The 23,104-nt window shown below is 68.7% G+C and carries 19 protein-coding genes; 9 read left to right on the plus strand and 10 right to left on the minus strand.

Annotated features, from left to right (window positions below; genetic code table 11):
- The first annotated feature begins 40 nt into the window (after positions 1-40).
- From CXY82_RS06355 to CXY82_RS06375, 5 genes are all read left to right on the plus strand, one after another.
- The gene (locus CXY82_RS06355; RefSeq protein WP_104170185.1) at positions 41-3,826 is read left to right on the plus strand and encodes a nitrate reductase subunit alpha; all 3,786 of its coding nucleotides are present in this window, start codon (positions 41-43) and stop codon (positions 3,824-3,826) included.
- Positions 3,827-5,494, plus strand: coding sequence for a nitrate reductase subunit beta (narH, locus tag CXY82_RS06360; protein WP_104170170.1), 1,668 nt, complete (start codon positions 3,827-3,829; stop codon positions 5,492-5,494). It begins immediately after the preceding gene.
- Complete coding sequence (narJ, locus tag CXY82_RS06365; protein ID WP_233199231.1) at positions 5,491-6,183, plus strand: nitrate reductase molybdenum cofactor assembly chaperone; 693 nt, start codon at positions 5,491-5,493, stop codon at positions 6,181-6,183. Before narH ends, narJ begins: the two co-directional genes overlap by 4 nt.
- A complete protein-coding gene (gene narI, locus CXY82_RS06370; RefSeq protein ID WP_104170171.1) occupies positions 6,180-6,953 on the plus strand; it encodes a respiratory nitrate reductase subunit gamma in 774 nt (257 codons plus the stop codon). The genes narJ and narI overlap by 4 nt, the downstream gene beginning before the upstream one ends.
- 289 nt (positions 6,954-7,242) lie before the next feature.
- Complete coding sequence (locus tag CXY82_RS06375; protein WP_199180891.1) at positions 7,243-7,761, plus strand: DUF2231 domain-containing protein; 519 nt, start codon at positions 7,243-7,245, stop codon at positions 7,759-7,761.
- A 376-nt stretch (positions 7,762-8,137) separates the two neighbouring features.
- Here CXY82_RS06375 and CXY82_RS06380 read toward each other — a convergent pair whose 3' ends face one another.
- The 8 genes from CXY82_RS06380 to CXY82_RS06415 all read right to left on the minus strand — a co-directional run bounded on the left by CXY82_RS06380 (position 8,138) and on the right by CXY82_RS06415 (position 14,373).
- Positions 8,138-8,605 (minus strand): SRPBCC domain-containing protein, encoded by a 468-nt coding sequence (locus tag CXY82_RS06380; protein ID WP_104170172.1) that lies wholly within the window; start codon positions 8,603-8,605, stop codon positions 8,138-8,140.
- A gap of 31 nt (positions 8,606-8,636) precedes the next feature.
- Positions 8,637-9,962, minus strand: coding sequence for an MFS transporter (locus CXY82_RS06385; RefSeq protein WP_104170173.1), 1,326 nt, complete (start codon positions 9,960-9,962; stop codon positions 8,637-8,639).
- A 131-nt stretch (positions 9,963-10,093) separates the two neighbouring features.
- Entirely contained in the window at positions 10,094-10,333 is a 240-nt protein-coding gene (locus tag CXY82_RS06390) for a MoaD/ThiS family protein (protein WP_104170174.1), read from the minus strand.
- A complete protein-coding gene (locus CXY82_RS06395) occupies positions 10,333-10,620 on the minus strand; it encodes a DUF6457 domain-containing protein (protein WP_174720208.1) in 288 nt (95 codons plus the stop codon). The genes CXY82_RS06390 and CXY82_RS06395 overlap by 1 nt, the downstream gene beginning before the upstream one ends.
- A 6-nt stretch (positions 10,621-10,626) precedes the next feature.
- Complete coding sequence (locus tag CXY82_RS06400) at positions 10,627-11,325, minus strand: molybdenum cofactor guanylyltransferase (RefSeq protein ID WP_199180892.1); 699 nt, start codon at positions 11,323-11,325, stop codon at positions 10,627-10,629.
- Positions 11,326-11,327: 2 nt separating this feature from the next.
- Positions 11,328-11,825: a cyclic pyranopterin monophosphate synthase MoaC gene (gene moaC, locus CXY82_RS06405; RefSeq protein WP_104170175.1), complete on the minus strand. Its 498-nt coding sequence runs from the start codon at positions 11,823-11,825 to the stop codon at positions 11,328-11,330.
- Positions 11,822-13,120 carry a gephyrin-like molybdotransferase Glp gene (gene glp, locus CXY82_RS06410; protein WP_104170176.1) on the minus strand — a complete coding sequence of 433 codons (1,299 nt, stop codon included), beginning with the start codon at positions 13,118-13,120 and terminating at the stop codon, positions 11,822-11,824. Before glp ends, moaC begins: the two co-directional genes overlap by 4 nt.
- A 2-nt stretch (positions 13,121-13,122) precedes the next feature.
- Positions 13,123-14,373: a ThiF family adenylyltransferase gene (locus CXY82_RS06415; RefSeq protein ID WP_104170177.1), complete on the minus strand. Its 1,251-nt coding sequence runs from the start codon at positions 14,371-14,373 to the stop codon at positions 13,123-13,125.
- Between the two features lie 191 nt (positions 14,374-14,564).
- On the opposite strand from CXY82_RS06415, the gene fdhA reads away from it, so the two are divergent.
- The 3 genes from fdhA to fdhD all read left to right on the plus strand — a co-directional run bounded on the left by fdhA (position 14,565) and on the right by fdhD (position 17,806).
- Complete coding sequence (gene fdhA / locus CXY82_RS06420; protein WP_104101328.1) at positions 14,565-15,779, plus strand: formaldehyde dehydrogenase, glutathione-independent; 1,215 nt, start codon at positions 14,565-14,567, stop codon at positions 15,777-15,779.
- 131 nt (positions 15,780-15,910) lie between these two features.
- Positions 15,911-16,939, plus strand: a complete 1,029-nt coding sequence (gene moaA / locus CXY82_RS06425; protein WP_104170178.1) for a GTP 3',8-cyclase MoaA — start codon at positions 15,911-15,913, stop codon at positions 16,937-16,939.
- Positions 16,940-16,945: 6 nt separating this feature from the next.
- Positions 16,946-17,806, plus strand: a complete 861-nt coding sequence (gene fdhD, locus CXY82_RS06430) for a formate dehydrogenase accessory sulfurtransferase FdhD (protein ID WP_104170179.1) — start codon at positions 16,946-16,948, stop codon at positions 17,804-17,806.
- On the opposite strand, the gene CXY82_RS06435 is transcribed toward fdhD, so the two are convergent.
- Together CXY82_RS06435 and CXY82_RS06440 are read right to left on the minus strand one after the other, a co-directional pair.
- On the minus strand, positions 17,803-19,191 hold the full coding sequence (locus CXY82_RS06435) for a phosphatase PAP2 family protein (RefSeq protein ID WP_233199232.1): 1,389 nt from the start codon (positions 19,189-19,191) through the stop codon (positions 17,803-17,805). The genes fdhD and CXY82_RS06435 overlap by 4 nt on opposite strands.
- Positions 19,188-21,503: an FdhF/YdeP family oxidoreductase gene (locus CXY82_RS06440; RefSeq protein ID WP_104170180.1), complete on the minus strand. Its 2,316-nt coding sequence runs from the start codon at positions 21,501-21,503 to the stop codon at positions 19,188-19,190. The genes CXY82_RS06435 and CXY82_RS06440 overlap by 4 nt, the downstream gene beginning before the upstream one ends.
- Before the next feature lie 93 nt (positions 21,504-21,596).
- Here CXY82_RS06440 and CXY82_RS06445 point away from each other — a divergent pair.
- Positions 21,597-23,104 (plus strand): glycosyltransferase (locus CXY82_RS06445; RefSeq protein ID WP_104170181.1); only part of this gene is annotated, 1,508 nt, incomplete at its 3' end.

The raw sequence follows: 23,104 nt of genomic DNA on the forward strand, positions 1-23,104 counted from the left end.
TGCCGACCATGGTGACCCCGGGCAGTGCAAGGGGTACGTTGTGAAAACACTCAAGAATTCGGCTTTCTCGAAGCCGGCTAAGACCCGGCCGGCCAAGCCCGGCATCGACGCCCCCATCGACGACACGATCCTGAAGCTCGGGCGGTTCCTGCGCCGAGGCAAGGCCTCACCCGACCTGCGATCCGTCTTCCTTACGGGCGGCCGCGACGCCGACTCGTTCTACCGCGACCGCTGGACCCACGACAAAGAGGTGCGGTCCACCCACGGCGTGAACTGCACCGGCTCCTGCTCCTGGAAGGTGTACGTCAAGGACGGCATCATCACCTGGGAGACCCAGCAGACCGACTATCCCTCCGTCGGCCCCGACTCACCCGAATACGAGCCCCGCGGCTGCCCCCGCGGCGCCGCCTTCAGCTGGTACACCTACTCGCCGACCCGGGTCAAGTACCCCTACGTGCGCGGCGTGCTGCTTGACCTGTTCCGTGCGGCGAAGGCCCGCACCGGCGACCCGGTGCTCGCCTGGGCCGAGGTCACCGGCGACCCCGAGAGCGCCCGCGCCTACAAGAGCGCCCGCGGCAAGGGCGGCCTGGTGCGCACCAGCTGGGACGAGGCGTCCGAGATCGTCGCCGCCGCCCACGTGCACACCATCAAGAAGTACGGCCCCGACCGCATCGCCGGCTTCTCGCCGATCCCCGCCATGTCGATCGTCTCGCAGGGGGTGGGCAACCGGTTCATCTCCATGCTCGGCGGCACCATGCTCTCGTTCTACGACTGGTACGCCGACCTGCCCGTGGCGTCCCCGCAGGTGTTCGGCGACCAGACCGACGTGCCGGAATCGGCAGACTGGTGGAACTCCTCCTACCTGATCATGTGGGGCTCCAACGTGCCGGTCACCCGCACGCCCGACGCGCACTTCATGGTCGAGGCCCGCTACAAGGGCCAGAAGGTCATCACCGTCTCGCCCGACTACGCCGACAACTCCAAGTTCGCCGACGAGTGGCTGGCCGTGCACCCCGGCACCGACGGCGCGCTCGCGCTGGCCATGGGCCACGTCGTGCTCAAGGAATTCCTGGTCGACCGCCGCACGCCCCGCTTCGTCGACTACATGAAGCGTTACAGCGACTCCGCCTACCTGATCAGCCTCACCAGGCGCGGCGACGCGTACGTGCCCGGCAAGTTCGTGACCGCGGATGCCCTGCCCGGCCTGGCCCCGACGGTCGCCAGCGCCGCGTTCAAGCCGGTGCTTCTGGGCCACGACGGCGAGGTCGTCGTGCCCAACGGTTCGATCGGGCACCGTTTCTCCGAGACCGACGTCGGCAAATGGAACCTCGACCTCGAGGGTGTCGACCCGCTCCTGTCCATCGCCGACGCACCCGACTACGACCAGGCGTCCGTCGCCATCGACATGCCCCGGTTCGACGTTGCTCCGGAGACCGACGAGATCGGAGAGCAGCACGCGGGCGGTGCGGGCATCATCCGTCGCGGCGTACCCGTGCGGATGGTGGCCGGCCAGCTGGTCACCACCGTGTTCGACCTGCTGCTCGCGCAGTACGGCGTCGGCCGGCCCGGCCTGCCCGGTGTCTGGCCCACCGGCTACGACGACGCCACCTCACCCGGTACCCCTGCCTGGCAGGAGGGCATCACCTCGGTGCCGATGCAGGCTGCCGAACGCATCGGCCGCGAGTTCGCGCAGAACGCCGAAGACTCCAATGGACGCTCGATGATCCTGATGGGTGCCGGAACCAACCACTGGTTCCATTCCGACACCATCTACCGGGCCTTCCTGGCACTGACCACCATGACCGGCTGCCAGGGCGTCAACGGTGGCGGCTGGGCTCACTACGTCGGCCAGGAGAAGGTGCGCCCGCTCACCGGCTACGGCCAGTACGCGTTCGGCCTGGACTGGGTGCGCCCGCCCCGCCAGATGATCGGCACGGGCTTCTTCTACCTCGCCACCGACCAGTGGCGCTACGACGGCCTCGCCGCCGACACCCTGTCCAGCCCGCTCGGCGCAGGCACCTTCGCCGGCCGCACCACCGCGGACTGCCTGGTCGAGTCGACCAAGCGCGGCTGGATGCCCGGCTACCCCACCTTCAACCGCAACTCGCTCGACCTCGTCGACGACGCGGTCCGGGCGGGCGTCGACCCGGCCCAGTACGTGGTCGAGTCCCTCGGCGACGGCACCCTCGAGTACGCCATCGAGGACCCGGATGCGCCGGAGAACTTCCCGCGCATCCTCGACGTGTGGCGGGCCAACGTGATCGGCTCGTCCGGCAAGGGCAACGAGTACTTCCTGAAGCACCTGCTGGGCACCAAGAACGCCGTGCGCGCCCCCGAATCGCCGCCCGAGAAGCGCCCGAAGACCATGAAGTGGCACGAGACCGCCCCCGAGGGCAAGCTTGACCTGATGGTCACCAGCGACTTCCGCATGACGAGCACCACCATCTTCAGCGACGTGGTGCTGCCGCCGGCCACCTGGTACGAGAAGAACGACCTGTCGACCACCGACATGCACCCCTTCATCCACTCGTTCAACCCGGCGATCGCCCCGCCGTGGCAGGCGAAGACCGACTTCGACATCTTCCACATCCTCGCGGAGAAGATCTCTGAGATGTCCGTGGAGCACCTCGGGGTGCGGAAGGACCTGGTCGCCGTTCCGCTGCTGCACGACACCCCGGATGCGATGAGCGCCCCGCACGGCATCGTCGAATACGACCAGGTGCTGGTGCCCGGCGTGACCATGCCCAAACTGGTCGTGGTCGAACGCGACTACCCGGCCTTCGCCGCCCGGCTCGGTGCCCTCGGCCCGCTGACCGAGAAGCTCGGCATGATGACCAAGGGCGTCAAGTTCAACCCCGACGTCGAGGTGGCCTACCTGGCGAAGAAGAACGGGCTCGTCGAGAGCGGCCCCGCCGCCGGGCGGCCGCAGCTGAAGACCGCCATCCAGGCCTGCGAAATGGTGCTCGCGCTCTCCGGCACCACCAACGGACGGCTCGGTACGCAAGGCTTCCGCAGGATGGAGGAGCGCACCGGCCAGAAGTTGGCGCACCTGGCCAGCGACAACGAGGGCCGTCGCTTCTCCTACCCGGATGTGCAGGGTGCCCCGGTCCCGGTGCTCACCTCCCCGGAGTGGTCCGGCAGCGAGCACGGCGGCCGACGCTACAGCGCGTTCACGATCAACGTGGAGCACCTCAAGCCCTGGCACACCCTCACCGGGAGGCAACACTTCTACCTCGACCACGACTGGATGATCGAGCTGGGGGAGACCATGCCGATCTTCCGGCCGCCGCTGGACATGCACCGCCTGTTCGATGATTCCATCGTCGGGTCGACCTCGTCCACCGGCGCGACCGGCTCGAAGGGACGGGCCGAGGTGGCCGTGCGCTACCTCACCCCGCACTCCAAGTGGTCGATTCACTCCGAGTACCAGGACAACCTGATGATGCTGTCGCTGTCCCGCGGCGGGCCCACCATCTGGATGTCACCGCAGGACGCCGATAAGATCGGCGTGCGTGACAACGAATGGATCGAGTCCTACAACCGCAACGGCGTCGTCGTGGCCCGTGCGGTCGTCTCGCACCGGATGCCCGAGGGCACCGTGTACATGTACCACGCGAAGGACCGCACCATCAACGTGCCGATCGCCGAGACGAGTGGCATGCGCGGCGGCACGAACAACTCGCTCACCCGAATCCTGCTGAAACCGAGTCACCTGATCGGTGGCTACGCCCAGCTGTCCTTCGCCTTCAATTACCTCGGCCCGACCGGGAACCAACGCGACGAGGTCACCGTGATCCGTCGACGCAGCCAGGAGGTTGAGTACTAAATGCGCGTAATGGCTCAGATGTCGATGATCATGAATCTCGACAAGTGCATCGGGTGCCACACCTGTTCGGTCACCTGTAAGCAGGTGTGGACCAACCGCACCGGCGTCGAATACGTCTGGTTCAACAACGTGGAGACCAAGCCCGGCGTCGGCTACCCGCGCCGCTACGAAGACCAGGACAAGTGGAAGGGCGGCTGGCAGCGCAACAAGCGCGGACGCCTGAAACTGCGCTCCGGTGGCCGCATCAAGCGTCTCGCCACCATCTTCAACAACCCCGACCTCCCGGTCATCGACGACTACTACGAGCCGTGGACCTACGACTACGACATGCTGACCAAGGCTCCGCTGAGCACGGAAAGCCCCGTCGCCCGGCCCAAGTCGCTGCTCACCGGCCAGAACATGGACATCAAGTGGTCCGGCAACTGGGACGACGACCTCGGCGGCTCGCAGGAGACGGCGGCAGACGACCCCATCCTCGCCACCATGAGCGAGCACGTGAAGATGGAGTTCGAGAACACCTTCATGTTCTACCTGCCGCGCATCTGCGAGCACTGCCTGAACCCCGCCTGCGTCGCGGCCTGCCCCTCGGGCGCCATGTACAAGCGCGAGGAGGACGGTATCGTCCTCGTCGACGAAGACGGATGCCGCGGCTGGCGCATGTGCGTCTCCGCCTGCCCGTACAAGAAGGTCTACTTCAACCACAAGACGGGTAAGGCCGAGAAGTGCACGCTCTGCTACCCGTTGATCGAGCAGGGCAAGCCCACGATCTGCTCGGAGACCTGCGTCGGCCGGCTGCGCTACCTCGGCCTGATGCTCTACGACGCCGACGCGGTCCTCGCGCAGGCCTCGGTCGAGAACGAGCACGACCTGCTGGATGCCCAGCGCGCCTGCTTCCTCGACCCGTTCGACCCTGAGGTCATCGCCGCGGCGAAGGCCGAAGGCATGGAGGACGACTGGATCCTCGCGGCCCAGAATAGCCCGATCTACAAGCTCATCTCCGAGTACAGGGTGGCTCTGCCGCTGCATCCGGAGTACCGCACCATGCCGATGGTCTGGTACATCCCCCCGCTGTCCCCGGTGGTCGACGTCATCTCGACCACCAACAACGACGGTGAGGATGCCCGCACCCTGTTCGCCGCCATCGACAAGCTCCGCATCCCGGTGGAATACCTCGCCGGACTGTTCTCGGCCGGAGACGTCGTTCCCGTCGAGTCCTCGCTGCGGAAGCTCGCCGCCATGAGGTCGTACATGCGCGACATCAACCTGGGCCGCGACCGCGACGAGTCGATCCCGGAAGCGGTCGGCATGACCGGTCCCGAGATCGAGGCCATGTACCGCCTGCTGGCCATCGCCAAGTACGAGGATCGCTACGTCATCCCCAAGGCGCACGTCGAGACGGCGCGTGAGCTTGAGGAACTCGCCTGCTCGCTCGACACCGACGGCGGCCCCGGTATGGGTGGCCCCAGCGTCGCCACGGCGGCCGGCCCCTATGGCAAGACCCCCGGGATGCCGCTGAACGCGACCGTCGACAACTACAACGAGATGGTCGGCAAGGGCTCCGAACCCACGAAGCCCACCACGCCCGGCCGGGTCAACCTGCTCAACTGGACCGGCGGCGGCGTGCCGGAGGGCATGTTCCCGCCGAAGGCCTCCGGGAGTCCCGCGTGAGGCTGCCGAAGCTCCCGACCCGCAAGGTCACGGCGCTGCCTCTGTCCGCGGAGGACGGCCGGATGGCGCACATGGCGGCATCCATTCTGCTGGATTACCCCAGCCAGGAGCGACGGGCCCGTTTCGGTGCTGTCGCCGCGTCGGTGGCGTTGCTGCCGGATCCGCTCCGCCACGCCTTCGAGGCGTTCCTGACGAAAGCGGATGCGATGACGCAGCAGGAGTTGGAAATCCACTTCACGGCCACTTTCGACCTCAAGCGCAAGTGCTGCCCGTACCTGAGCTACTACGCGGCGGGGGACACCCGTCGCCGCGGCATGGCGCTCGTGCGCTTCGTCGAGGCCTACCGTGCCGCGGGCTGGGAGGTCGCCGCCGACGAACTGCCCGACTACCTGCCGATGGTGCTCGAATTCTCCGCGCGGAGCGACTCGCCGATCGCCCAGGAACTGCTCGCCGCGCACCGCGACGGGATCGAGGTGCTCCGCATGGCACTCGAGGCCGTGCCGAGCCCCTACGCGCACATTGTGGAGGCGGTCTCCCTGTCTCTCCCGAAGATCGACGAGGAGACGCGTCAGCGTTACCTCAACCTGGTGAACGAGGGTCCGCCGACCGAGACGGTCGGCATGACCTTCCTGGGCAATCTCAAACCGTTCTCGCCGTCCGGCGCGAACAGCGAGGAAGTACGGGTATGAATCCGCTCGACATTCTGCTTTGGGTGGCGTTCCCCTACGCCGCCGCCGGGGTCTTCATCGTCGGTCACCTTCTGCGCTACCGGTTCGACCAGTTCGGCTGGACCTCACGGTCGAGCCAGACCTATGAGAACAAGTGGCTCCGCTGGGGCTCGCCCATGTTCCACTACGGCATCCTGATGGTCTTCGGCGGTCACATTGTCGGACTCTTCATCCCCAAACCGTGGCTCGAGTTCTTTGGCGTCACCGAGCACATCTACCACCTCGGGGCCACCTGGCTGGGCAGCGTCGCCGCGGTGCTGACCATCGCCGGCCTCGCCATCCTGCTGATCCGTCGCCGCCTGGTCGCCCGGGTCAAGCTGGTCACGACCGTGATGGACAAGGTCATGTACCTGTTCCTCGCCGGCACCATCGCCTTCGGCACGACGGCGACCGTGCTCTACCAGGTGCTCGGCGCCGGCTACGACTACCGTGGGTCGATCTCGCCGTGGATCCGCAGCCTGTACGCCTTTCAGCCGGACCCGGCGCTGATGAGCGACGTGCCGTTCTTCTTCCAACTGCACGTGCTCTCCGCCACGATGCTCTTCCTGCTGTGGCCCTTCACCCGACTGGTGCATGTATTCTCGGCGCCGCTCGGCTACTTCGTGCGTCCCTACATCGTCTACCGCTCGCGGGACGGCCACCGCGGTGCGGACTCCCAGAAGGCCCGCCGTGGCTGGGAGAAGAGCGAACTACCGAGGGACACCCGCGAAAAGGTGGGCGGCCGCCGCTAGCCGAAGATCCCAGGGACGTCGACGCCGGTGCGCGAGCCGCAGCCGCCATATGCAGCCGGGGGAGCGGGTCGCAGGGGCAACGGATGATGCAGGCCGCCGGCACCTGGGCTGCCCGAAGGGCTAGCCCGCGCGCACGCCAGGCCGCCTGCAGGCGATCGAGGGCGTCTTGATCCCGCCGCACTCGGGGTGGTAAGCGAAGCCTGCGCTGAATGGCGGGGTTCCGCTCCGGTGCCTAGCATTGCCAGTGCGGGTCCACTTTCGTGCCTGAGGATGCCCCAGAGGGAGACACATGTTCGATGCGCTGCTCGACACCATCTTCGGTTTGCCTGTGCACCCCCTCGTGGTGCACGCGACCGCGGTCGTCGTTCCCACGGCCGCCCTCGTCGTCGTCGCGGCCCTCTGGCCCCGGTTTCGCCGGTGGGCGAAGTTCCTGCCGCTGATCCTCGCATTGGCCGCACTCGTTCTCGTGCCGCTGGCGCGCGAATCCGGGGAGGCGCTGAGAGAGCGGGTCACCGAGACCGCGCTGGTCGAGACCCACTCCGAGCTGGCCGACGGGCTGCTGCCCTGGGTTGCCGCCCTGGTCGTGGTCGCCGCCGTTCTACTCTGGTGGAACTACCGGGAGGTCGGCGGCCGGACATCCGTCGCCCGCGCCCCGAAGTGGGTGGCCATCGTGCTGGCCGTGGCCGCGCTGGTCGCCGCCACGGGAACCATCGTGCAGGCCGTGCTCATCGGTCACAGCGGTGCGGCGGCCGTCTGGTCCGAGGTCGGGGGAGCACCGGCGCCCGCCGGGGGCGAAGACGACGACTGAGCCGGCCTGAACTCAGTCGGTCACGGAGCTGTCGGCGCCCACGCCGGCGGCAACCTCGCGGGCCCACTCGGCGGAGATTCTGGCTCTCCTGACTCTTCCGTGGGTTAGGCCCGGTCGCGCGAGCGCGCGTGTGCGGGTGTGTGTGTGGCCAACTCAGGACATCCGTTGCCCGGCATGCACCGGCCGCCACGGATCAGTGCGGAACCAGTGTGGATGTTCGGCCCGGCCGGACGGATCTCCTGAGTTGGCCACAGGCCCCGCCGGGTGGGCAGCAGCGCTGGTGCGGATCGGGCATCGACCACTCGCTCCGCCCCGTTCGGGGCTCGGAACTCCCAGTCCGACCCTTCATCGCCCACGGCTGGCAGGACCCGGGCAGCTAGTCGGCGGTGGCGGCCCGTTCCTCGGCGAGCTCCCCGAGCCGCGCGAGGGCGCGGGGCCAATCCGCAGCGAACATGGCCGTGAATTCCTCGTCGGTGTCGACGGTTACCACGAGTGTGGTCACCCCGTCGGACTCGCTGAAGGAGTAGTCCTCGTGCGCGCCCGCGAACCGCCGCGCGTGAGCGCTCGTGATGTCGTCGATGCCCCGGGAGACAGCACCGCGGATTTCCAGGGAGATGAACTCGTCCGGCCGGTTTTCGACGACCGTGGCCACCAGCCCGCTGTGGGAAGCATCCTCGCCGGGGGCGAGGAAGCGGATCGTGCTGCCCTCCGCCCAGCTTCCGACGTAGTGGGAACCCTCGTGGAACGCCCGGGTCCAGTCCCGGTAGGTCGACGCGTCCAGCATCGTGCTCCAGACGGTGTGTACCGGAGCGTCGATCCGAATCGTGAAGTGCAGCTGTTCCATGCGGGGATCGTACTCCGATCCGGCAGATCGATCAGCTGGGGAAGGGAGCACCCTTGCGGGCGTAGTAGAACCAGGCGAGCCAGGTGCAGAACACGCAGAACACGGCGCAGCCGGCGAAGAACGCGGTCGGGCTGATCATGGTGAGCGAGATGCCCACGACGAACGGTCCGAAGGCCGCGATGGCGGAGGTCCAGGCGATGGCTCCGCCGGCCTGACGCTTCGGGAAGATCATCGGCATCTGCTTGAACGTGCCGGCGTTGGCCAGCCCGGCGAAGAAGAAGATGATCAACATGCCGGTGAGGAAGCCCCAGAACTCGTCCACGCTGGTCGGCGTGAGGAAGAAGGCGGTGAGGGCAGTTCCCGCCACCATGCCGAGGCCACCGATGAACGTGAAGATCGCGCCGCCCCACCTGTCGCAGAACGGGCCGCTCGCCGCCCGCACCAGGGCGCCGAGGACGGGGCCGATGAATGCGAAGGCCAGCGGGTTCGGGGCATCCGGGAAGTTGCCGTAGACGTCGAGGATGATCAGGCCCATCTGGGCGGCGAGGCCACTGTAGGCGCCGAAGCTCATCAGGTAGATGGCGGTCATGATCCAGGTGTGCTTGACCCCGAAGATGTCCATCTGCTGGCGGAAGTTCGCCGTGATCGGCACCCGGCGCAGGTACATCACCGCCAGGACGATGGCAAGCAGAGCCCAGGGGATGAGCACCAGCCCACCGTTGTGCAGCCAGACGAGGTCACCTTCGGCACTGCTCTGGGGGGTGAGGGCGGCGGTGCCGAGCAGACCGAATCCGACGACCCAGGGCAGGATCAGCTGCATCAGGCCGATGCCGAAGTTGCCGAGGCCTGCCTGCAGGCCCAGAGCCGTTCCGGCGAGGCGTTTGGGGAAGAAGTAGCTGGTCGATGCCATGAAACCGGAGAAGGTTCCGCCACCGATGCCGGCCGCGAACGCCAGGGAGAGCAGCACCCAGTACGGCGTGGACGTGTCCCGGGCGGCGAGGGTCCAGCCGAGCATCGGGATCACGAGCAGGGCCGACGACATGGCGACGAGGTTGCGGGTGCCCATCATCGGCGGCAGGAACATGAAGACCAGGCGCAGCAGGCCGCCGGCGAGCCCGGGGAGGGCGACGAGCCAGTACAGCTGGCTGGGTGCGAGGGAGTAGCCGATGTCGTTCAGACGCGGGGCGATCGCGCTGACGAGGTACCAGGCCGCGAAGCTCAGAGTCAGGCTGAAGGTGGTGATCCACAGGGTGCGCCAGGCGAGCCCCGGATCCCAGGTCTCGTCATTCTCCGGGTCCCAGTTGGACAGATCCGGTTTGAGTTTCGAGGCGAACTGCGGGGACGTTTCGACTGACATGGACTTCCTCGGCTGGTTGCTGCCGGGCACCAGGCCCGCGTAGCTTCCACCCTCGCGGTGCAGCGGAAATGCGACAACGCGTGAACGCCGTGAAAAATGATTCGGTCGAACAGAACCGAAATCGGCGGGCGTCAGCCGCCGGCGAAGGGCGGCAGCACGTCGACGGTGTCGCTGCCGGAGAGCGGCACCGTGTCATCCGTCGCCCGTGTGCCGTTCACGAGCAGGGAGCACCGGCCGAGGATGCGCTCGAACTCGTCGCCGTAGAGGCTGGTGAGCTGGGCGCGCAAGTCGCCGATGGTGGCGGCATCGACCGCGGCCGCGTCGGCGGCGGCGGATTCGGCTGCCGCGGCGAAGAAACGGATGGTCGCCATCAGCGTGTCGCCTCCGGCTGGTCCGGCGGCCAGGTGAGGGCGAGCCGGGTGGCCAGCGCACTGGCGGCCTCGATGGCGGCGGGTGTGCCGCCGTTCCGGGCGGCGGCCAGACCGACCAGGAACGTGCTCAGCGGGGCGGCGGGCCGGGCCACGTTGTGGGCCACGTCGCGGGCCACGTCGAGCAGCGTGCCCACGGGGATGTCGGCCGGATCCAGGCCGAGTGCGGCGGCGAGGGCCACCAGCCACTCGTCGAGAGCCTCAGGGGGAAGCGGGGTCGAGGCGCTCATTGGGTATCACTCCTCATCGGATTGCTCCGCGGTCGGATTGCTCCGCGGTGGGGTGCTCCGCGGTGGGGTGCTGGTCAGCAGTGCGGAACTCCTCTCCACATCCTGCCATGTGTCCACGTCGCTCCCCTCGCCGTTCTGGTCGCGGACGCCCCGCAGCTCGAGCGGGGCCAGCAGTCCGCGCATGCTGGCGCCGTGGGCGTCGGCGCCGATCCGGTGCGCGGCCGCCCGCAGCGGCGCCAGACGGTAGATCCCCGCGAGCCACTGCGCGCGGCCGCCCGCGTCGACCAGGTGCAGGCCGTGAACGGATGCCGGCAGCCCCGGGTCGGACGCCGCCGGCACCAGTAGGCGGGCGGCATCCGCTGCCCATGGCAGGTCGCAGGCCAACAGGAGCACCCAGTCCGCAGGCCCGGACGCGGTCGCGTGCTCGAGTGCCGCGAGTCCCGCCACGATGCCGGCGACCGGGCCGCCGAACGGGGGATCTTCGAGCGTCCAGGTCAGCTCGGCCGTGTCGTCGGCCGGGACGGCCGCACGAGCCTCCTCCGGCCCGACCACGACAACGTTCCGGGCGAGACCGCGGGCGTCCAGCACCCGGGAGAGCAGCGTGCGCCCGGCCACCTCGACCGCGGGCTTGACCGCGCCGTCGAGGCGCCGGGCGCGCCCGCCCGCCAGCACGATCAGATCGACGCTCATGGTTGCTCGGGTCATCGCTACTCGTTCGGGCGGTGCCAGTCGCCGGACTTCCCTCCGGTCTTCGTGATGAGGCGCACGTTCTCGATCCAAACGGACTTGTCGAGGCCTTTGACCATATCGACCACGGCGAGGGCGGCGACCGACACGGCGGTCAGGGCCTCCATCTCGACGCCGGTGCGGTCGGCCGTGCGCACGGTGGCCGTGACGCGCACCCCGGTGTTTTCGATGACGAGGTCGACGGCGGCGCCGTGCACCCCGATCACATGCGCGAGGGGGAGCAGGTCGGCGCACTTCTTGGCACCCTGGATGCCGGCGATGCGGGCCACGGCGAGCACATCGCCCTTGGGGGTGCTGCCGTCGCGAAGGGCCGCGATGACCGTCGGGCCGCAGGCCACGAAGCCGGCGGCGGTGGCGCTGCGCACGGTGGGCTGCTTCTCGGTGACGTCGACCATGCGGGCCTGGCCGGAAGAGTCGAGATGCGTGAAGGGGTGTGCGGACAGGTCGCGGATGCTCATGTCAACAGCATGACAGTGACGCGGTCGCCCTCGGCAATCCGCGTCACGTTTTCCGGCACGATGGCCAGCCCGACGGCCTGAGCAAGCCCGGCGACGAGGTGGGATCCCGACCCGCCCGCGGCGGACCGGCGGACCACCCTGCGGATTCCCACGCCCTCGAGGGTCACCGGCATGTACTGGGCACGGCCGGGTGGGGAGTCCCAGCTCTCCCCGGCGGTCGCCGAGATCGTGGGGCGAAAGAGCTCGATGTGCCCGCCGAGGCGGCGCAGGGCCGGCCGCACGAACACCTCGAACGACACGAAGGCGCTGACCGGGTTGCCGGGGAGGGCGAAGATGAGCGGTCCCTCGACTGCATTGTCGTCGGCCGGCCAGCGGCCGAAACCCTGAGGCTTGCCCGGCTGCATCTTGACCGGCCCGAACCGTACGGTGCCGAGCGGGGCGAGCACGGCCTTGACGATGTCGTAAGCGCCGACGCTCACCCCGCCGGAGAGCACGATGGCGTCGACCGTGCCGGCGAGGCTGGCCAGCAGGCTGCGGAGCGTGTTCTCGTCGTCGGGAACCGCGCCGAGCCGGATCGGCACCCCGCCGGCCGCGGTGACGGCCGACGCGAGGAGGTAGGAGTTGGAGTCGGGGATCTGGCCGCGCCGGGTGGGTTCGCCGGGGGTGACGAGCTCGCTCCCGGTGGAGATCACGGCCACGCGCGGAGCCGGGTGCGCCCGGAGCGACGAGGTTCCGGCGCTGGCGGCCGCGGCAACCCGGGTCGGCCAGAGCACCGAGCCGCGGGTGAGCACGGTGTCGCCGGCGTGGGCGTCTTCGCCGGCGCGACGGATGTGCGCTGCCGGCTGCGGCGCCCGCACGACGGTGACCGTGTCGATGCCCTGATCGGTGTCTTCGATCGGAACCACGGCATCCGCCCCGTCCGGGAGCGGCGCCCCCGTCATGATCCGGGCCACCTGCCCGGTCTCCAGGTGCGGGTTCTGGCTGGTTCCGGCCGCGAGGTCAGCGACCACCGGCAGCGTCACCGGGTGCTCGGCGGAGGCCTGCAGCAGGTCGGCGCGCCGGACGGCATAGCCGTCCATGGCCGAGTTGTCGAAGGGAGGTGTGTCCGTGGCGCTCCGAACATCCTCGGCCAGCATCAGGCCCAGCGCCTCGTCAAGCGAGACCAGCACGGGCGGCAGCGGGGCGACCGCGGCGAGCACGAAGGAGAGCTGGTCGGCGACGCTGCGGGCCGAGACCGGTACGGCGCAAGCGTCGGCGTCGTGCTCGTGGGTGTGCTCGTGCGTGTTCCCCGTCATGGTCAGTTCCCCGCTGTGGTCGTCGATTCGTTGGACACGGCGTCGCCGGCCCACTTGCTGCCGCGGCCGGGAGCGGTGCGTGCGGCGACGGCAACGTCCCAAGCGACGATCCCGCCGGCGAGCAGGGTGAGGCCGGTGAAGCCGGCCGCGTCCAGGGCCATAGCGGCGCGTTCGGCCCGCGGCCCCAGATGGCAGTGCAGCACCAGCGGCACGTCCCGCGGCAGGGTGGCCATTCCGGCCTCGGTGAGCAGGTCGCCGAGAGGCAGCAGGACGGCATCCGGGATGGCGCTCTCGGCGTGCTCGTCGGGCTCGCGCACGTCGACCAGCACGAACGGGTCGGTTCCCTCGGCGCGGGCAGTGAGCCGGGCCACGAGCTCCACCGGGGTGAGCGTCGGCCAGGCCCCAGCGGCGGCGGCCTGAGCGGAGCCGCGGGCGGCGGCGAGGGTCGCTGCCGGGTTCGGGTCGGCGGCGGCGATGCCGGTGCCGATCAGGGGCACCTCGGTGAAACGGCCCGAGAGCGCGTCGATCACGAGCACGCGCCCGATCAGCGGAGCGCCGATACCGGCGATCAGCTTGATCGCCTCGGTGGCCATCAGCGAGCCCACCTGGCCGCAGAGCGCGCCGAGCACGCCGGCTTCGGCGCAGTTGGGCACCTCACCCTCTGTGGGCGGGGTCGGGAACAGGTCACGCAGGTGCACCCCGGTGAGGCCGCTCTCGGCCGGTGGGGTGGCCCAGAACACCGACAGCTGGGCGTCGAAACGGAGAACGGATGCCCAGACCAGTGGCAGGCCCAGGGCCGCGCAGGTGTCGTTGACCAGGAAACGGGTGGGGAAGTTGTCGGTGCCGTCGATGACCACGTCGTAACCGCCGATGATCGCGGCGGCGTTGCCGGCGTCGAGCCGTTCGGCGTGCTGCACGACCACGGCCTCCGGCGCGATCTGGGCGATCGATTCGGCGGCGCTGGCCACCTTGGGGCGTCCGACATCCGCCTGGCCGTGCACGATCTGGCGTTGCAGGTTGCTGGGTTCGACGTCGTCGCCGTCGACGATGCCGATCGTTCCCACGCCGGCCGCGGCCAGGTAGATGAGCGCGGGGGACCCCAGCCCGCCGGCGCCGAGCACGAGCACCCGGGCGTTGGCGAGGCGACGCTGGCCGAGCTCGTTGAGCTGGGGCAGACGGCGTTGGCGGGCGGTGCGAACAGATTCGGCGCCGCTCAGGCGGGCGATCGGCTCGACAAGAGGGGGAATGGCCATGCTTCCAAGGTAGGCGTTGGCAGCGCCCGGTGTGTACCCAAAACGGTCATCTGAGCACACCCCTTGAATTTCAGGCCGCGATGTAGTCCTCTAGAGGAGAAACAGGCACCAACTAGAAATTTCGATGCAGTCTCGCGCGGCCCGACGGGTCTCGCTGTGAGGGAAGCAAACAGGAACTAGGAAGGTACTTCATGACTGGGAACAGAGCAGTTGCCTACAAGAGCCCGGGCGTCGTCGAGGTCATCGACATCGACTACCCGACCTTCGAGCTGAAGGACGGACCGGGTGTCAACCCGGCGAACGTGGGCCGCAAGGTGCCGCACGGGGTCATCCTCCGCACGGTCACCACCAACATCTGCGGCTCGGACCAGCACATGGTTCGCGGGCGCACGACCGCGCCGTCGGACCTCGTCCTCGGCCACGAGATCACCGGCGAGGTGGTCGAATGCGGACCCGACGTCGAGTTCATCAAGGTCGGCGACATCGTCTCGGTGCCGTTCAACATCTCCTGCGGCCGGTGCCGCAACTGTAAGGAGCGCAAAACCGGAATCTGTCTCAACGTCAACCCCGACCGCCCGGGCAGCGCCTACGGCTACGTCGACATGGGCGGTTGGGTCGGCGGCCAGGCCGAGTACGTGCTGGTGCCGTACGCGGACTGGAACCTCCTGAAGTTCCCGGACCGGGACCAGGCGCTGGAGAAGATCATGGACCTCACCATGCTCTCGGACATCTTCCCGACCGGCTTCCACGGAGCGTTCAGCGCGGGCGTCGGGGTCGGATCGACCGTCTACATCGCCGGAGCGGGCCCGGTGGGTCTGGCCGCGGCGGCATCCGCTCAGCTGCTCGGGGCCGCCGTCGTCATCGTCGCCGACCTCAATGAGGAGCGGCTGGCGCAGGCCCGCAGCTTCGGCTGCGAGACCATCGACCTGCGGAAGGGCGAACCGCAGGATCAGATCGAGCAGATCCTGGGTGTGCCCGAGGTCGACTGCGGCGTGGACGCGGTCGGCTTCGAGGCCCGCGGCCACGGCAAGGATGCCGGAACGGAGCGTCCGGCCACGGTGCTGAACTCGCTGATGACGGTCACGGCCGCCGGTGGTGGCCTGGGCATCCCGGGCCTCTACGTCACGGGTGACCCGGGCGGGGTCGACGAGGCGGCGAAGGTCGGCTCGCTGTCCATCCGGCTGGGCCTCGGCTGGGCCAAGTCCCTGTCCTTCGCTACCGGTCAGACCCCGGTGATGAAGTACAACCGTTCGCTGATGATGGCGATCCTGCACGACAAGGTGCAGATCGCGAAGGCCGTCAACGCTCAGGCGATCAGCCTGGACGATGCCCCGCGCGGCTACGCCGAGTTCGACGCCGGCAAGTCGATCAAATACGTGCTGAACCCGAACCAGTACATCAAGTAAGCGCGTTCGACCAGTAACAGGACAGCCGGCCGGCGGTTCGCCCCGGCCGGCTGTCCTGTTCTGCTGCGGCCGGGCATTTGTCACCGTCCCGAAGGACTGTTGCCGCGAAGGGCGGCGGTTAGTGTGGAGTCATGATTGATCAGTTCCAACGCCCGCTGCACGATCTGCGCATCTCGGTCACCGACCGCTGCAACTTCCGCTGCGTGTACTGCATGCCCAAAGAGGTCTTCGGCAAGGACTTCGCTTTCATGGAACGCGACGAACTGCTCTCCTTCGAAGAGATGACCCGGCTGGCGCGGATCAGCGTGGCGCACGGGGTCGAGAAGATCCGCCTCACCGGCGGTGAGCCGCTGCTGCGCAAAGGGATCGAGGAACTGGTGGCGATGCTGGCGGCGCTTCGCACCCCGGACGGCCGCCCGATCGATATCGCGATGACCACCAACGGTTCGGTGCTGGCGCTGAAGGCCCGGGCTCTGAAGGACGCCGGGCTGAAGCGCGTCACGGTGTCGCTGGATTCGCTCGACGATGCCACGTTCCGGGCCATGAACGACGTGAAGTTCCCGGTCGCCAAGGTGTTGAACAGCCTGGACGTGGCCCACTCGGTCGGGCTCGGCCCGATCAAGATCAACATGGTGCTCAAGCGCGGGCAGAACGATCAGGACATCGTTGCCATGGCGCGCCACTTCAAAGGCACCCCGTACATCCTCCGGTTCATCGAGTTCATGGACGTGGGCTCGAGCAACGGCTGGGAGATGGGTGACGTGGTGCCCTCGGCCGAGGTCGTGGCCCGCATCAACGCTGAACTGCCTCTTGAGGAGGCGGCCCCCAACAACACCGGTGAGACCAGCCGCCGGTGGCGCTACCGCGACGGCGAGGGGGAGATCGGCGTGATCTCCAGTGTCACCCAGTCGTTCTGCCATTCCTGCTCGCGGGCGCGGGTCTCCACCGACGGCAAGCTGTTCACCTGCCTGTTCGCGACCGAGGGGCACGACCTGCGTGCCCTGATGCGCGGCGGTTGCACCGATGAGCAGCTGGCTGAGGTGCTGAAGCAGATCTGGCGCGAGCGCACGGACCGCTACTCGGAGCTGCGCAGCGCCGAGACCGGCCGGCTGCGCGCATCCGGCAAGAAGAGAATCGAAATGTCGTACATCGGTGGGTGAATCCAGATGAGCAGGATCACGGCCAGGCGCAAGGTCGTGCGACTGACGGCGGGCGAGAATCCCACCAGCCGGGAAGACGTGCTGGCGGTCGAAGAGCCACTCGAGATCCGCGTGAACGGCCGTTCCCTCGCCGTCACCATGCGAACCCCCGGCAACGATTTCGACCTCGCCGCCGGGTTCCTGGTGTCGGAGGGCGTCATCACCCGGGGCGAGCACTTTTCCACGGCCCGGTACTGCGCCGGCGCCACCGTCGAGGGCGTGAACACCTACAACGTGCTCGACGTGTCGCTCGCGCCCGGGGTCACACCGCCCGACCCGAGCCTGGAGCGATCGTTCCTGACGACCAGTTCCTGCGGGCTCTGCGGCAAGGCCAGCATCGACGCCGTGCGCACGAAGTCGGCGTTCCCGGTGACGGCTGACCCGCTTCAGGTCGACGCAGAGCTCCTGACGAGCTTTCCCGAGGTCTTGCGCGCCGCCCAGGACGTTTTCGAGAAGACCGGCGGCATCCATGCGGCCGCCCTCTTCGACGGGACCACCGGGCGGATGCTGGTGCTGCGCGAAGACGTCGGCCGCCACAACGCGGTCGACAAGGTCATCGGCTGGGCGCTGAAGGAAGACCTGCTTCCGCTCACCGGCACGGTGCTGATGGTGTCGAGCCGGGCGAGCTTCGAACTGGCGCAGAAGGCGCTGATGGCCGGGATTCCGGTGCTCGCCGCCGTGTCGGCGCCGTCGTCGCTGGCCGCCGAGTTCGCGGACGAGGTAGGCATGACGGTGGTCGGGTTTTTGCGCGGCGACTCCATGGTGATCTACGCCGGGGCGGAACGCATCACGAGCGGCGAGCGGACGCCGCAGAGCGTCCCCGGCTAGCCGCGCTCCGCGGGTTCGACCACCCGCCCGGTGCGCCAGGTGTCGACCGTGATCACGCAGCCCACCACCACCAGGGAGATCGAAACGGAGGCCAGGGCATCCGTGGTCCAGTGGTAGCCGAGGTACAGGCGGCTGAGGGCCGCCAGCACGATGCCGACCACGGCGATGCTGAGGCCGAGGGCGGTGGCCCGCATGCTGCAACGGCGCGAGAGCAGAAGGTAGGCGGTCACCAGCAGGAAATCGGATGCACCCAGCACGTGACCGGAGGGGAACGAGAACGTGAGGTCCGTGCCGTACAGCATCAGGCCGATCGGCGGCCGCTCGCGGCCGACCGTGCGTCCGATGACCTGGGCCAGCACCACCCCGGTTGCCATGGCACCGGCGAGCAGCAGCGGGCGCCAGGCGTGCCGGGTGAGAAGACCCCAGCCGACGCACACGACCAGCACGATCAGGGGCAGCGCGACCGGCCCGAATACGACCGCCAGCACCACCATCACGGTCGTCAGAACGGGGGACCGGGCTTCCAGCAGCCACTCCTGCACGGGGAGGTCGATCGCGGTGATGCCGCCGCCGCTCAGCACACTCAGCAGCGTGAGCGTGAAGACGACGGCGCCGAAACCCAGGCAGGCGATCGCGGTGACTTGGAGCATGCGGCGGGACCGGGCATTGCGTTCCCACGTCTCGACGACGTACCGGTCGTGGAACGTGCGCCACGGATGCGACGCGCGGCTGCGTCGGCGTTCGCGATCGAGTGTCACGGCCAGGGGAGCCCAGACCGCCACCGCGATCCCGATGCCGAGCAGTGCCGCCCCGACGGTATCGGTCAGCCAGTGAGCGCCCAGGTAGATGCGGCTGAGCATCATCAGCGCCGTGTACAGCGCCCCGGCCAGCCACACCCACCAGAACCGGAAGAGCAGCGCCAGGATTATCGCCAGCGTCGCCGCATTGGCGACATGGCCGGAGGGGAACGACCCGAAATCAACGCTGACCAACAGATCGTCGAGCTCGACCGGGCGGGCCCGGCCGAACAGCCACTTGAGGAGGTGCACGGCGGCACCGGAGACCACGGTTACCGCGAGGGCGAAGCCCGCGGCCCACGGGCGCTTGAAGAACAGGAGCAGGCCGATGAGCAGACCGGGCACGACGACGGAGGCGGTGAGACCGCCGCCCAGGCTGTTCATCACGAGGGCGAGGGAATCCCACACCGGTGCCCGATTGCCGGACACCGCGATCATCCACTCCGTGTCCAGGGCGAACGGTTTGCCGTTCCGGGAGATGACCAGGCCCAGACCCACCGCCAGCGCGACGGTGACCAGCCCGGAGAGCAGCGGCCACCAGTGGGTGACGCGCTGTGCCCCAGCGCCCGTGTTCACGCCCCGGCTCACGTCAGCGGTGCTGAATTCGCTGCCTCGTGGGCGATGAATCGCACGGACATGGCCTTGTAACCGGGGGTGTTCGACTCCCGGGCCACGAGCTCGCGGTGCATCAGGGCGTTCGCCTCGGGGAAATACGCGGCCGCGCAGCCCCGCGGGGTGGGGTAGACCACCAGGCGGAACTCGTTGGCGCGCCGCTCCTCGCCCTGGAAAGTGCTGATCACGTCGACCATGTCGCGGTCCGCAAAGCCCAGCTCGGTGGCGTCGTCCTGGTGGATCAGGATGACCCGGCGGCCGCCGGAGATGCCGCGGTAGCGGTCATCCAGCCCGTAGAACGTGGTGTTGTACTGGTCGTGGCTGCGCATGGTCTGCAGGATCAGGTGGCCGGCCGGCGGGGTGAGGTATTCGAGCGGGCTGACCGTGAACCGGGCCCGGCCGATATCGGTGGCGAAGCTGCGGGTGTCGCGGGGCGGGTTGGGCAGTACGAAACCGTTCTTCGTCTTGAGGCGCGCGTTGAAATCGGTGAAGCCCGGGAGAACCCGCGAGATGCGGTCACGGATGACATCGTAGTCGTCGGCCATCGCCTTCCAGTCGATCACGTGGTCGTCGCCGAGGGTGGCGCTGGCCATCCGGGCGACGATGACGGGCTCGGCGAGCAAGTGCTCGGAGACCGGGTCCAGACGCCCCTGCGTGGTGCGCACGACCGACATGGAGTCCTCGACCGAGAGCACCTGGCGACCACCCGGGTGCTTGTCGTCCGTGTCGGTGCGCCCCAGCGTCGGCAGGATCAGCGAGGTCGTGCCGTGCATGATGTGCGACCGGTTGGGCTTGGTCGACACGTGCACGGTCAGGCCCACGCGCTGCATTGCCGCCTCGAGGGCCACTGTGTCGGAGCAGGCGAGGGCGAAGTTGCCGCCCATCGACACGAACACGTCGACGTCGTCGTTCTCGAAGGCCGCGACGGTGTCCACCGAGTCGAGGCCGTGCTTGCGAGGGGACTCGATGCCGAATTCCTTGTCCAGCGCGGCGAGCATCGGTTCCTTGGGCTTCTCCCAGACGCCCATGGTGCGGTCGCCCTGCACGTTGGAGTGGCCGCGAACCGGGCAGGCGCCGGCGCCCGGCTTGCCGAAGTTCCCCTGCAGCAGGAGCAGGTTGATGATCTCCTTGAGTGTGTTGACCGAGTGCGGCTGCTGAGTGAGTCCGAGCGCCCAGCAGACGATCGTGGCCGTGGAGTCGATCATCATCTGCGCGACGGTGGAGATCTCCACCGCGGTGAGCCCGGTGGCCTTCTCCGTCTCGGCCCAGTCGATGGTCGTGCGGGCGGCGCGGTACTCGTCGAGGCCCTGGGTGTTCGCCGCGACGAACTCCGCGTCGACGACGGAGCCGGGAACGCGCTCCTCCGCTTCGAGCAGCAGGTGGCCGAGGGCCTGGAACAGGGCCAGGTCGCCGCCGACCTTGATCTGCAGGTACTCGTCGGCGAGAGCTGTGCCGTCGCCGATCAGGCCGGAGACCGACTGGGGATCCTTGAAATTGAACAACCCGGCCTCGGGCAGCGGGTTGACGGCGACGACCCGGCCGCCGTTGTCCTTGCACTCCTTGAGGGCCGACAGCATCCGCGGGTGGTTGGTGCCCGGGTTCTGGCCGACGACGAGGATCAGCTCGGCATGGTGGATGTCTTCGAGCGAAACGGTGCCCTTGCCGATGCCGATGGTGGCGTTCATGGCGCTTCCGGAGGACTCGTGGCACATGTTCGAGCAGTCGGGCAGGTTGTTCGTGCCGATCGAGCGGGCGAACAGCTGGTAGAGGAACGCCGCCTCGTTGGCGGTGCGTCCCGAGGTGTAGAAGACCGTACGGTCGGGAACGGTGGCTCGGATCCGCTCGCCGATGAGCTCGAAGGCTTCGTTCCAGGAGATCTGGGAGTAGTGCGTGTCGCCGGGACGGATGACCACCGGATGCGTGATGCGGCCCTGGTTGCCGAGCCAGTACTCGGTCTTCGTGGCGAGCTCCTCGATCGAGTGCTCGGCCCAGAACGCCGGCGTCACGGTGCGCAGGGTGCTCTCCTCGGCGACGGCCTTGGCGCCGTTCTCACAGAACTCCGCGGTCTTGCGGTGGCCCTGCGACTCCGGCCACGCGCAGCCCGGGCAGTCGGTGCCGTCGCGCTGGTTGAGGCGCAGCAGCGCCTTCGCCGTGCGGGGAACGCCGGCCTGCGCGAACCCGCGATCGAGCGCCACCAGAACCGCTTCCACTCCGGCCGCGGACTTCTTCGGCTTCGTGACGACCAGATTGTCTTCGTTGATGTCTTCGATCGGAGCGCGTCGTGTCATGTGACCATTTTGCTCCATTTCACAGGGCGTTCCGACATCGGCCACGTGTATGTTCGAATCGGACTGCTTGAAGCAGGAGACAGAGGGGGCACCGTGGGAACTCACACGACGCTGGACACGATGCGGCAGACCCGGTCGATCCTGGACGGCATCCGCTGCGCCGACGACCTGACCATCGCAGCGAGCCGGGACGGCGGCATCCGCGCCGTGCGCCTGCTCGCGCAGGCGGCGACCGACCCTGGTGACCAGCTGACCGCGATCGCGGCCATCCACTCGCTCGGCCAGGTGTTCGACGAGTCCGCTGATGACGTTCTCGTGTCGCTGCTCACCCACGACTCCCTCTTCATCCGCGAACACGCGGCCTGGGCGTTCGGCGCCCGGCTGCCCCGGTTCGAGGCGATCTCCGGACTGCTGAGCATGGTGGTCGACGGCGGCTTCTCCGGCATGATCGCCCAGCGCACGCTGGAGCAGTGGAGCTCGTCGGTGCCGGTGCATGTGGCGCTCGCCCTCGAGGGCACCCTGATCGGCGTGCATGAGTGCGGCGCCCGCGCCCGCCTGGTCGAAACGATGGGTCTCATCGCCGGGCGCATCCCCGAACGTCTGCTGCGCCGGGTCGCAGTCGACGGCTCCGAGCCGAACGCGGTGCGTGCGGCGGCGATCGCGGCCATCGGCGACCTCGGTCCGAACGAGGCCAACATCCGTATCGTGAGCGACCTGTCGCAGGGCAGCGGCGTGCTTGCCGACGTGGCCCGGCTCGCCCTGATCGACCTGACTGTGCCGGCCTACCCGCGCCCGCCGTGGAGCCGGGGGCTGACGGTGGCCCAACTCTTCCTGCACGCCGACATCGACCGCGAACTCAGCCAGGTGGGGGCCGGCGACAACGGCGGCATCGCCACGCTGCTCGTGCGCCTGGGCGACGCGCTCGTCTCCGGCGGCAGCGGCGGCGGTGGCAGTGAGCGCGGCGGCTCCGTGGAACGGGTGCTCACCCTCTCCCGCGGCAGCTTCGCCGGCGCGCTCACCTCTCTGTCCGAGGTCGGGTCTTCCCTCGCGGAGCACGCCTTCGCGACCGTGCCCTTCCTGGGCGAACCCGTCGCCTCGGTCGATGCCTGGCCGCGGCGGATTGCGACGCAGCGCGGCATCCGTCGCATTCTGCGCGCCGCCGGCACCGTCGACGCGATCCACCTGCGAATGGCCGACATCGGCACGCTGGCCGCCTCCACCGTCGCCCGCGAGCTCGACATTCCGATCGTGTTCACGGTGGCCCCCGACCCGCACAGCGTCATCCATTCCCTCGACAGTTCCGGGGTGCTCACCCGGGCGAACTTCGGCACGGTCGACGAGACCGAGCACTTCTGGTTCCGGGCCCGGCTCGTGCAGCGGCTGGCCGCGGATGCCGCGCACACCGTTCTCTTCCCGAGGCCCGAGCTGCGGCGTGACATGCGCGACCTTGTGGGGATCGATATCCGGCAGCATCCGGAACGCCACTCCGTGATCGCGGAGGGCATCGACCTCACCGTGATCGAGCGTGCCCTGGCGGATGCCCGCCTCACGGCCGACCCGCCCGCCGCGCACGCGACCGGCGCGACCGGCGCGACCAGCGC

The sequence above is a fragment of the Cryobacterium sp. M23 genome, assembly GCF_002929655.1.
Taxonomy (GTDB): Bacteria; Actinomycetota; Actinomycetes; order Actinomycetales; family Microbacteriaceae; genus Cryobacterium; species Cryobacterium sandaracinum.